12 protein-coding genes are annotated in these 10,094 nt (G+C 35.8%); 7 read left to right on the top strand and 5 right to left on the bottom strand.

Annotation, left to right across the window (positions count from 1 at the left end; genetic code table 11):
• Window positions 1–189: 189 nt before the first annotated feature.
• A complete protein-coding gene (locus tag ELS83_RS08320; protein WP_171595079.1) occupies window positions 190–1,833 on the bottom strand; it encodes a M28 family metallopeptidase in 1,644 nt (547 codons plus the stop codon).
• Window positions 1,834–1,991: 158 nt separating this feature from the next.
• On the opposite strand from ELS83_RS08320, the gene ELS83_RS08315 reads away from it, so the two are divergent.
• Both ELS83_RS08315 and ELS83_RS08310 read left to right on the top strand, forming a co-directional pair.
• Window positions 1,992–2,414 carry a DoxX family membrane protein gene (locus tag ELS83_RS08315; protein WP_171595078.1) on the top strand — a complete coding sequence of 141 codons (423 nt, stop codon included), beginning with the start codon at window positions 1,992–1,994 and terminating at the stop codon, window positions 2,412–2,414.
• A gap of 1 nt (window position 2,415) precedes the next feature.
• Window positions 2,416–2,919 (top strand): hypothetical protein, encoded by a 504-nt coding sequence (locus ELS83_RS08310; protein WP_171595077.1) that lies wholly within the window; start codon window positions 2,416–2,418, stop codon window positions 2,917–2,919.
• A gap of 3 nt (window positions 2,920–2,922) precedes the next feature.
• Here ELS83_RS08310 and ELS83_RS08305 read toward each other — a convergent pair whose 3' ends face one another.
• Window positions 2,923–3,429: a DUF4251 domain-containing protein gene (locus tag ELS83_RS08305; protein WP_171595076.1), complete on the bottom strand. Its 507-nt coding sequence runs from the start codon at window positions 3,427–3,429 to the stop codon at window positions 2,923–2,925.
• A gap of 115 nt (window positions 3,430–3,544) precedes the next feature.
• Here ELS83_RS08305 and ELS83_RS08300 point away from each other — a divergent pair, with 115 nt between their 5' ends.
• On the top strand, window positions 3,545–4,072 hold the full coding sequence (locus tag ELS83_RS08300) for a TlpA family protein disulfide reductase (protein WP_171595075.1): 528 nt from the start codon (window positions 3,545–3,547) through the stop codon (window positions 4,070–4,072).
• 31 nt (window positions 4,073–4,103) lie between these two features.
• On the opposite strand, the gene ELS83_RS08295 is transcribed toward ELS83_RS08300, so the two are convergent.
• Window positions 4,104–4,487, bottom strand: coding sequence for a VOC family protein (locus ELS83_RS08295; RefSeq protein ID WP_171595074.1), 384 nt, complete (start codon window positions 4,485–4,487; stop codon window positions 4,104–4,106).
• Between the two features lie 458 nt (window positions 4,488–4,945).
• Here ELS83_RS08295 and ELS83_RS08290 point away from each other — a divergent pair, with 458 nt between their 5' ends.
• Genes ELS83_RS08290 through ELS83_RS08280 form a run of 3 tightly spaced genes read left to right on the top strand, consistent with a single transcriptional unit; the run spans window position 4,946 to window position 7,202 of the window.
• Entirely contained in the window at window positions 4,946–5,572 is a 627-nt protein-coding gene (locus ELS83_RS08290; protein WP_171595073.1) for a hypothetical protein, read from the top strand.
• Between the two features lie 10 nt (window positions 5,573–5,582).
• On the top strand, window positions 5,583–6,530 hold the full coding sequence (locus tag ELS83_RS08285; protein WP_171595072.1) for a tRNA dihydrouridine synthase: 948 nt from the start codon (window positions 5,583–5,585) through the stop codon (window positions 6,528–6,530).
• Between the two features lie 3 nt (window positions 6,531–6,533).
• A complete protein-coding gene (locus ELS83_RS08280; protein WP_171595071.1) occupies window positions 6,534–7,202 on the top strand; it encodes an adenosylcobinamide amidohydrolase in 669 nt (222 codons plus the stop codon).
• Window positions 7,203–7,244: 42 nt separating this feature from the next.
• Here the strand turns inward: ELS83_RS08280 and ELS83_RS08275 are convergent, their stop codons facing one another.
• Together ELS83_RS08275 and ELS83_RS08270 are read right to left on the bottom strand one after the other, a co-directional pair.
• Window positions 7,245–7,775: an AAA family ATPase gene (locus ELS83_RS08275; protein ID WP_171595070.1), complete on the bottom strand. Its 531-nt coding sequence runs from the start codon at window positions 7,773–7,775 to the stop codon at window positions 7,245–7,247.
• Window positions 7,776–7,778: 3 nt separating this feature from the next.
• The gene (locus tag ELS83_RS08270; RefSeq protein ID WP_171595069.1) at window positions 7,779–9,251 is read right to left on the bottom strand and encodes a cobyric acid synthase; all 1,473 of its coding nucleotides are present in this window, start codon (window positions 9,249–9,251) and stop codon (window positions 7,779–7,781) included.
• Window positions 9,252–9,545: 294 nt separating this feature from the next.
• On the opposite strand from ELS83_RS08270, the gene ELS83_RS08265 reads away from it, so the two are divergent.
• Window positions 9,546–10,001 carry an Lrp/AsnC ligand binding domain-containing protein gene (locus ELS83_RS08265; protein ID WP_171595068.1) on the top strand — a complete coding sequence of 152 codons (456 nt, stop codon included), beginning with the start codon at window positions 9,546–9,548 and terminating at the stop codon, window positions 9,999–10,001.
• Window positions 10,002–10,094: the final 93 nt, after the last annotated feature.

The raw sequence follows: 10,094 nt of genomic DNA, 5'->3' as shown, positions 1-10,094 counted from the left end.
GGTAGGTCATTTCCCCTTCTTCAACTTGACGTACAACTGACAATTTAAAGGATAAATTATAATTTCGTTGGGTACGCCTTGCTACAGTCTTTCTCAATATTTTCATAAATAAGTCGATTTACTGTCAACTTATTTCAGGACGGGACAATAAAACAAAAAAAAGGAATGACAATTGCCATTCCTTTTGTATTATTTATTCATGTAATCTTCTCTTACCTTCTTAAACTCCGAACCCTCTTTCCACTTAGGAAACTCCTCCATATTGGCAATTTTCCATCCGACTTTAAAAAGCAATTCGGCATCATCGGCCACTCCGGTTAAATCCCACCAGTCTTCATATTCATCGGCTGGTTTGTGGTAATGGTTTGCCAACCAGTAGCGTTCTTTTTCCAGCATATACTCTTTTCCTTTTTCGATATGATCATTGTTACCACGAGCGAACAAAGCAGGTACGCCAACACGTGCAAAGCTAAAATGATCCGATCTGAAATACATGCCCGATTGAGGATTAGGATCGGGTAGGATATATCGATTTTGCTCTTTTGCAATTTCGGCTACATAATCTTCCAGTTCCGATTGCCCATATCCGGTTATCATGACATCTTTCATTCTTCCATATGGAAGCATAAGGTCGTTGTTAAAATTCGCAACAGTTTTTTCCAGCGGAAAAATAGGATGATCAACATAGTATCCAGATCCATTCAAACCTGACTCTTCTGCCGAAGGAGCAAGAAATACAATTGATCGACGTGGCTTCACTGGCATTGCTTTAAAGGCTCTGGCAATTTCAAACATCCAGGCTAGAGATGTTCCATTGTCAACGGCTCCATTATAGATAGAGTCACCATTCATTTTTGGCCCAATGCCCAGGTGGTCCCAATGAGCAGTATAAAAAATGTATTCATCAGCTAAGTCGCTGCCTTTTAATACACCTAGTACGTTTTGAGTTTTATCGAATCGTGCAGAATTTTTAAAGCTAACACTGGCCTTGGCTTCTAAACTGTATCCGCTAAAGTTTTTCTGGCTTGCTTTGTCAAGTTCCTCTTGAAGATTTTTACCGACTTTTGAAAACATCATTTCGGCCGTTTCCCAGGTAATCCAACCTTCTGCAATACATCTCGACATGTAATCGTCATTTGGTTGCTGATACAATTTTGGTACCGATGCGGAATTCAAAACCACCGACCAAGGATAACCTGCTGGCTTTGTTTGGTGTATAATTAACAAACCGGCTGCACCTTGCCTGGCAGCTTCTTCATACTTATAAGTCCATCGGCCATAATAAGTCATTTCGTTGCCCTTGAAATTCGATTTGTCTTCTTTTCCAAACCCAGGATCATTTACCATTACAACTACGGTTTTTCCTTTTACATCCAGATCCTGGTAGTCATTTCTGTTGTATTCAGGAGCTACGATTCCATAACCAGCAAAAATTAATTCAGAATTTTTTAACTCGATATTTTCCTGAAGGCGTCTTGAAAAAACTACAAAATCATTGGCATAGCTTAAATCAACTTCTTCGTTATTATAATTGAGCTTCAGGTTTTTTGGAGGATCCAGGCTTACCTCAACCAAAGGTACTTCTTGAAAATAGCTATCTCCATTTACAGGTTCAAGTCCAATTTCTTTGTATAAATCAGCAATGTAATTAATGGTTTTAAGCTCTCCTTCCGAGAAAGGTTTGCGTCCCATGAACTCATCTGCCGAAAGATCCTTGATGTATTTTATCATTCTATCAATGGAAATGTCGGTTTTTTGCTCATTGGCTTGATTCGAGCAAGCTCCTACTATAATTAGGGCAAAAAGACCTAGAAAGATTGAAATTCGATTCATATTTTTAGTTTTCAGATTTAACAGGAATTACAATTTTAATGGAAATGTAATTAAGATCACAATTTAATTTGAAAGTATGCACTAATATTGCTTATAAATTATGGCAGAAGATCTAGTTATTCTTTTGTAGTTTTATGAATGATTAAAGGGTATGAGTTATGAAAGAGAAAAGAAAATATAGAACAATTGAAATGTTATTGAGAATTGTAACAGCAATTATTTTGATACAAACACTACATTTTAAATTTTCGGGCCATCCGCAAGCCATACATGTTTTTTCTACCATTGGTATGGAGCCTTGGGGCCGATATGGCATAGGTGCGATTGAATTAATCACAGGAATTCTATTCTTTTTGCCTAACTACTGGAAATATGCTTCGGTAATCACGGCAGGTTTAATGATAGGAGCTATTGGATTTCATTTGGTAACGCCTTTAGGAGTTGTTGTGGAATACGATGGAATTAGTGATGGCGGACAATTGTTTGCAATGGCTATTACAGCTTTAGTGTTCAGTTGTATTCTAATGTACAGGGCAAATGTAAAAGATTTGGTGCGAAATCTTTTAGGGCAATCGAGTTAATATGAAACATCTATCATATACAGAGAAATGTAGCTGCGAGAGCAATCAGTTCTGTATGTTTGTGAATGAGTTCAATGATTTTTCTGATCAGGAAAAAGAACTTTTGACCAAGCAAATTGTACAGGGAGAGCTTCCTAATGTATTATATGTTAGTGGAGTATTGGCTGTTTGGAGTGTAATTGCTGGTGTGGTAGATGCAATACTTTTTCCGGGTATTATCGTTTATGCCATTTTTCATGGTGTTATCGATTATAAAGTTTTAACACCACCAATTCTATTCCTTACAGGTAATTTAATTGTAAAACTGATATATATTTATCTTTCGTTAAAGCACACGGTTAGAACCGTCGATATCATGATTACTGCATTGCCATATGCAGGTTCAGCATATCTGATAAAAAAATTCTTTTTTAAAGACAAATTGCTTACCAAAGCAGTGAGCCTTTATTTAAAGAACAAAAAACAAGAATTTAAAAGACAGATGTTTGGGTATTTAAAATGGTAGTTGCTATTCCTGCGTATGGGCATGAATGGTACCATCGTAGGAAATAAAGCTTTTCCTGGTAGAATTCACTTTTAAATAAGCATATCCCAATTTGCTAACATCCAATGTAAAGAAATAACTATCGCCTTTATTCTCGCTTGTAAAACTAATTTGATAGCCTTTTTTGCCTCGGTCTTTAAATTTAAGCTTATCGATTGATTCGCTGAATTTGAATCCGGCATCATCGTTGATTCGAGCCATATAAACTCTTCCCCAATAAGGAAGGTAAACATGAACAGAATCATTTGCCAGAATAAGATCGTAGTTGTAATCTAAATCTTTGTAATAGCCTGAAGATGTAGTTAGTGCATCTGCTTTAAAAATAAAATGATTGCTTTCAACAAGCTGTTGAACCTCTTGCATTTTTAGCTCTTTTTTTTGTTGGCGAGCCTCTTTGGCTGTTAATTGAGCAAATCCAAAATTAATTTGAATGAAAAATGCTACTGTTAGAAAAAATATAATTCGTTTCATTGTTGTATTTATTTAGATATTAACGATATAGAGACTGCAAAAATTATGCCTACTATGGCTGGAAATTGTTTTATTTTAGCAATTTAATTAGGTTTAGAGACTAAAAGAATAAAATATGAAAAGAATAACGTTATCAATAATATTGATTTTAGGTATGATACTTAGTGTAGCAGCTGATGAGAATGACTCTAGAGGTTATAAAGTGAAAGTAGGAGATATGGCTCCTGACTTTGAAATGAAATTAACAGATGGCAAGCTGGTTAAACTTTCGGATTTGAGAGGAAAAGTGGTAATGCTGCAGTTTACCGCTAGTTGGTGTGGGGTGTGTAGAAAAGAAATGCCACATATCGAGAAAGAAATTTGGCAGGTTCATAAAAACAAAGACTTTGCCCTTTTTGGAATCGATAGAGATGAGCCGCTTGAAAAAGCTGAGAAGCTGATTAAAGCAACCAAAGTTACCTACCCAATAGGTTTAGATGATGGCGCTAATATTTTTGCAAAATATGCCCATCGAAAAAGTGGTGTTACCAGGAATGTGATCATTGATCGTGAGGGAAAAATTATTTTTCTGACCCGACTTTTCAATATCGACGAATTCAATGCCATGAAAAAAGCAATTGAAAAAGAATTAGAAAAGAAATAATCGATAACGGCTGCTCATTAGGCAGCCTTTTTTATTCTTTGGAGTGAAGTGCAACTCTATTGCCTTCGGTATCGTTAAAAACGGCAAAATATCCAATTTCAGGCGTAATCTGGGTCTTGGGTATTTCTATACTTCCACCGGCTGATTCAACACGATTCAGAACATTGTTTAAATCGCTTCCACCATCCAGGTAAGCCAATGTTCCACTATTGCCAGGCGTATAAATATCTCCCTTAACAATTGCACCTCCTACGCCACCATTCTGAAAATCGTGGGGAAAGAAACCCATTAATTGATCGCCCATTTGTTCTTGAGGCATTTCATAATCGAAAATAGCTGAGTAAAATTGCCTGGCTCGCTTAAAATCACTTACCGGAATTTCTACCCAGGTAAATGCGTGTAGTGTTTTTTCCATATCTTTTATTTAATTTATTTAGACTAATTAAAATAAAAGATATTGTAAGGAATGTCAAGAAATTATAGGCAAAAAAAATGGGCGGTGACTAGCCGCCCAAAAACTACTACTTAAATTTACTTATGAAAAAGAACTTTCAATCACCCTATGTATTAAAAGTATCCATTCAGCAATAAAGATACTATATGTTTTAAAAACTAAAAGTTCTGTACCTTCTATTTTTATGAATAACCAATTTTTATCAATGAAAAGCGCTTAAATGTTGAATAATTATCCTTGCTGGGCGTAAAAAATCCAGAAAGGCGATCAATATTGAGCATTTAATGATAAAATTCGAGAATGTGTATTGTATTTTCTCTGGTAAGAAATATCTCTGCTTTTTTTCTTAATTTTATGCCTATATTAAAAAAGAGAATTGTACAATTGCAATTCGTGAAAATTGATAGTGATAAGAGCATATGGATAAGGAATTTGTGCGTATTATAGAGAAGGTAAGAACCTTTTTGTTGAAAAATGGATTGAAGGATTTCTCTTTTGAAAAGATTAAGGATTTTGGTGTAACAGAAAAGGATATTTCAAGTTTTGTTAGCTCAAAGGAAGAATTGGTCGAAAAGATTCTTGAATACGAAAGAAAAAGTTTCGAGGCAATATTCTTAGAATATAATTTTGAAGGTCAAAATGCAATTGATATTCTATTTATTGTAAGTCAGGAGATTAACGACAAGTTTGAGCATGTAACTCCTTCGATTACGATGGAGTTGGAAAGCTATTTCCCGGAAATCTATGCAAGCCATATGGAGTCCAGAATGGAATTTATTTTTGATAAAATTCAGATCAACATTCAAAAAGGGATTGCACAAGGCATGTATCGTAGTGATTTAAGTGGCGAAATGGTAGGTAGAATGTATCTTTCTCGTTTGGAAGACATGCATAACCCGGAATTGTATCCGCCAGAGAGATTTAAATTTGGCACCATTTACGATACCATGATCGATGAATTTGTGAAAAGCATTGCAACCGAAGATGGATTAAAATACTATCGTCAGAGAAAGCAGCTGTTAGGCGTATTGAGCTTTGGACGATAATTGAAAGAGAATGAAAATATCGCTCGCACCTTTACAGGGATATACCGATTGGGTATTTAGGCAAGCTTATCAAAAGCATATTGGGGGTATAGACCAGTTCTATACTCCTTTTCTTGTTTTACAAAATGATGGAGGGATAAAAACGGCTCATAAACGAGAAGTGGAACCCTTCGAAGAGGGCAGTAAAGATTTGGTTCCGCAGTTTTTATGCGGGTCGACAGAAGAATTTAAATATTTTGAAACTTATTTTTCTGAGCTGAATTACTGTGAAATGAATTGGAATATGGGATGTCCATATCCAATGGTAACTAAAAAGGGGAAAGGATCTGGATTATTGCCCCATCCCGAAAAGGTAGAAGAAATCCTTGCAAACGCTTATCAAAATAAGATAAACCTCACGGTAAAATTGCGCTTGGGTTTACTTGATGACCAGGATGTTGATTCGATATTACCCATTCTAAAAGATCATGGAATAGTCCAGGTTATTGTGCATCCACGTATTGGCAAGCAGTTGTATAAAGGGAAGCCCAATCTCAGTAGATTTGGCGATTTGTATGAGAAATTTGGAAACTATTTGGCATACAATGGAGACATATGCACATTTCACGATTACAAAAATGTGATGGATTCTTTTTCAGATCTGAATCATGTAATGATAGGACGAGGCATTTTACAAGATTATTGGTTGCCAAAAAGAATAAAAGGGATAGAGATTCCGGCTCCTCACGAAAGAAAAGATAAATTAATGGCCATGCATGATGAAATATTTCAATTGTATGGATCCTACCTGCAGGGTGAGACTCAAATCATGCAAAAGATGAAACCTTTTTGGGAGTATTTTTCCATGCACTTTGAAAATGAAAAAAAGGTATACAAAGCCATTAAGAAGTCGCTTGGAATTAAAAAATACGAACAAGCAGTTGATTTTGCATTTGCTCAAAAACTGAAAAAAGAATAAAACATGAACTACGATATAGAACACAATGATCAATTTCTTCATGTGAAGTTTGAAAAGCCGGTGAGGATGCTAAGTTCTGCCATTCTAAACGGTGGCTTTCAGGAGGCAGATCATTTTCTGAATACAAAGGTTGATGCCAACTTTAAAGGAGAAAGAACCAATTTTGAGAAGCCAGAGGTGACTTTGTCGAATATGGTGAAAAACAATGAATGGGATGGACTTTGCGTGGGAATGATGACTGCTGCGATCATGAAAAGCTTTCGTCGAATTCGTGTCGAAGAGCAAGGCATTTGGATCGATGCATTGGTAACAGCAGGAGTTTCAAATGCTCGAAGGGCAGGAGATTCGGCTGATTACAAATTCATGAACGAGGAGTGTGAGAAAGTAGGAACCATTAATATTCTGTTGCTAACAAATGCCAGTTTATCTGATGCAGCCATGGTGGAATGTGTGATGATGGTAGCAGAAGCCAAGGCTGCATGTATGCAGGATTTAGATGTTAAAAGCCGGGTTTCCGGACTGCTTGCAACCGGAACGGGAACCGATTCAACAGCTATTGCTTGTGGCACTGGTCCGGAAGTAGTGTATTGTGGCAAACATGTTCTTTTTGGAGAACTTCTTGCTAAAGCTGTGATTGATGGTGTAAGGCAGTCTTTGCAAGATGATAAATAAATGTGCTTGATATCTCCTGCATGCTGGAAAATGATAGTCAATTTAGCCTAAACAAGATTCAATAAAGGCGACTCTTTCAGGTATAGATACTTTTGGAAGCTCAATAACCTCGAAGCCTAAGTCTGAATAGGTATTCTTCAAAAAGCGGTAAATTTCCATTGAATCTTCAAAAGATTCTGGGCGTTCGGCATCGTTGATGAATATTTGCTGCCAGGGTGGAGCAATAAAAACGATTGGATTGTATTGATTGCTTTTTTTAAAGTACTTTTCAGGAACCTGAATACCTCCGCGACGCACATAGGCAATAATATCTGGAATCCCTCTATCGTAAAAACAGTAAGATTCCGAATTACATTCATCCAGCTGTTTTGACATTCTTTCGTAGCATATTTCGGCAAAATCTGCCAGGTTTTTCCACGGAAGTTTATCTCCATTAATTTCATGCTGTTCACGGATAACAATGCGGGAAATTTCTTCAAAACCTTTGTATCCTTTATGAATCAATGCATTTAAAAGGCTTGACTTTCCTGATCCGGGACCACCGGTTATAATATATCTGTTATTGATGCTCATTTCTTACTCCTGAGATAAATGTTGATAAAATAACTCCATGTCAACACTCTCTCGAATTACGTCGGCCAATTTATCGTACTGTTCTTCTTTGAACTTTTTATAGTTGAAATCATGATCGGATATTGTTTCAAATCCAGATATTAAATCGTTGATAACAACTGTGTTGTCCAGAATTCCATGAATGTATGAGCCCCAACAATTATCATCCAAAATATAACCTTCCTGCTTGCCGTTCGATAATTGATTTAAAGGATTGCCTTTCACCAATGATTTGCTTTGTCCCATGTGAATTTCATAACCTTCACAGGTATCTTTGTAATTCTTAAAGGCAAATTCACATTGCTCAGTTAGCTTCTCTTCTGTAATTACAGTTTCAATGGGTAGTAATCCCAGGCCGCTAATTTGTTTTATATTCCCTTCAATGCCTTGGGGGTCAGAAATTACGCTACCCATCATTTGGTAACCACCACAAATACCAATCACTTTTTTGCCATTCTTTCGAGCATTGATAATGGCCTTTGCTACACCATTGTTCTTTAATTCCTGTAAGTCAGAAATCGTGTTTTTACTACCAGGAATAATTACAATGTCGGCATTTTCAATTTCTGTTATATTGTTTGTGTAGTACAAATGCACACGCGGATCGTGTTCCAATACATTAAAGTCGGTGAAATTTGCCATGCGGGGAAGCAATACTACAGCACAGTTTATTTTTCCAGCCTGGGCATTGCTAAATTTTTTCTCCAGGCTCACAGAATCCTCTTCCTCAATGTGAATGTCTCTAAAATATGGAAGAACACCAATAACAGGCTTACCGGTTAAATCCTCAATAATCTTTTTCCCTTCTTCAAATAAATTGATATCACCACGGAATTTATTAATCAGTATTCCCTTAATCTGATTTCTTTCCTCTTCATCAAGAAGTGCAATACTTCCATAAACACTTGCAAATACGCCTCCTTTATCAATATCAGCAATAAGATAGGTTACCGCATCGGTTTCGGTTGCCATTTTCATATTGGTAATATCTCTCGATTTAAGATTCAGCTCTGAAATACTTCCAGCACCCTCAAGAACAATTGGATTGTATCGTTTTTCCAGACGATAAAATGCAGCTTTGGCTTCGTTGAACAATGCAGATTTATTGTTGCCCATAAAGTAATCGTAAGCACTTTGGGTACCAACAGGTTTTCCATTCAAAACCACTTGTGAGCTTTTATCATTTGTAGGTTTCAATAGGATTGGATTCATGTCGGTATGACAACTAATTCCGCACGCCTCGGCTTGAACAGCTTGTGCGCGGCCGATTTCAAACCCTTCTGGTGTTGCAAAAGAATTTAAAGACATATTTTGAGCCTTAAATGGAGCAGGTTGATATCCATCTTGCAATAAAATACGACAGAATCCTGTGTTTACGATGCTTTTACCTACATCAGATCCTGTTCCAACAAACATTACAGGTTTTAATTTTTTCATTCTTTAAAGTCTTATGCTCTGTATTTACTGTGTTTAAGCCACAAAATTAATTTTTTATTACAGAGATATATTACTTGTATAACATTCTAGTCTGTTTTTAATGATTAATCGTGTAATAATCAATTTATTTCCATAGAATAGAATTTATTCATTCTAAATTCGCAATCAAAGGCAAATAGATTTTATGTGGTTATAAATTATTATTAATTTTGCTGTTATTGTAATGATTTGTAACAAGGTTTTCGGGCAACTGAATATAATAAACCTTTTATGATTTACCCTAACTATTAGAATATGAAAATTCAAATTGATGAAGTAGATCAGAAGATATTATCTTATTTGATCAAAAATGCACGTATACCATTTCTTGAAATTGCAAGAGAGTGTGGAATTTCTGGAGCTGCAATTCATCAGCGTGTAAAAAAACTTGAAGATGCTGGTATTATTGATGGCTCTCGATTTATTGTAAAACCTAGAGCATTAGGATACGAAGTTTGTGCATTTGTGGGGATCATTTTAGATCACGCACATCAGTATAAAATGGTTGTTGACAAAATTGATGCAATTCCTGAAATTGTAGAGTGTCATTTTACGACTGGAAACTATACTTTCCTTGTAAAAATGTTGTGTCGAGACAATCAGCATTTGATGGATGTTTTAATTAACACGCTTCAAAATATTCCTGGAGTGTCGAAAACTGAAACTTTGATCTCTTTAGAACAGACTGTCGACAGAGAAATTAAATTATAATATCGATATACGATTTAAAAAAAGGCTTTCATCTTGGAAGCCTTTTTTTTTATGGACTAAACTGATAAATGACATAAAAAAGAATTTAAAAGC

The sequence above is a fragment of the Marinifilum caeruleilacunae genome (assembly GCF_013141825.1).
Classification (GTDB): Bacteria; Bacteroidota; Bacteroidia; order Bacteroidales; family Marinifilaceae; genus Marinifilum; species Marinifilum caeruleilacunae.
Note: the sequence above shows the minus strand (reverse complement) of the source record. Positions and strands in the feature narration are given on the sequence as shown.

Bases quoted from the DNA above. Each gene is read 5' to 3' on its own strand.
- ELS83_RS08320 (WP_171595079.1), bottom strand. From the start codon at position 1,833: ATGAATCGAATTTCAATCTTTCTAGGTCTTTTTGCCCTAATTATAGTA.
- ELS83_RS08315 (WP_171595078.1), top strand. From the start codon at position 1,992: ATGAAAGAGAAAAGAAAATATAGAACAATTGAAATGTTATTGAGAATT.
- ELS83_RS08310 (WP_171595077.1), top strand. From the start codon at position 2,416: ATGAAACATCTATCATATACAGAGAAATGTAGCTGCGAGAGCAATCAG.
- ELS83_RS08305 (WP_171595076.1), bottom strand. From the start codon at position 3,429: ATGAAACGAATTATATTTTTTCTAACAGTAGCATTTTTCATTCAAATT.
- ELS83_RS08300 (WP_171595075.1), top strand. From the start codon at position 3,545: ATGAAAAGAATAACGTTATCAATAATATTGATTTTAGGTATGATACTT.
- ELS83_RS08295 (WP_171595074.1), bottom strand. From the start codon at position 4,487: ATGGAAAAAACACTACACGCATTTACCTGGGTAGAAATTCCGGTAAGT.
- ELS83_RS08290 (WP_171595073.1), top strand. From the start codon at position 4,946: ATGGATAAGGAATTTGTGCGTATTATAGAGAAGGTAAGAACCTTTTTG.
- ELS83_RS08285 (WP_171595072.1), top strand. From the start codon at position 5,583: ATGAAAATATCGCTCGCACCTTTACAGGGATATACCGATTGGGTATTT.
- ELS83_RS08280 (WP_171595071.1), top strand. From the start codon at position 6,534: ATGAACTACGATATAGAACACAATGATCAATTTCTTCATGTGAAGTTT.
- ELS83_RS08275 (WP_171595070.1), bottom strand. From the start codon at position 7,775: ATGAGCATCAATAACAGATATATTATAACCGGTGGTCCCGGATCAGGA.
- ELS83_RS08270 (WP_171595069.1), bottom strand. From the start codon at position 9,251: ATGAAAAAATTAAAACCTGTAATGTTTGTTGGAACAGGATCTGATGTA.
- ELS83_RS08265 (WP_171595068.1), top strand. From the start codon at position 9,546: ATGAAAATTCAAATTGATGAAGTAGATCAGAAGATATTATCTTATTTG.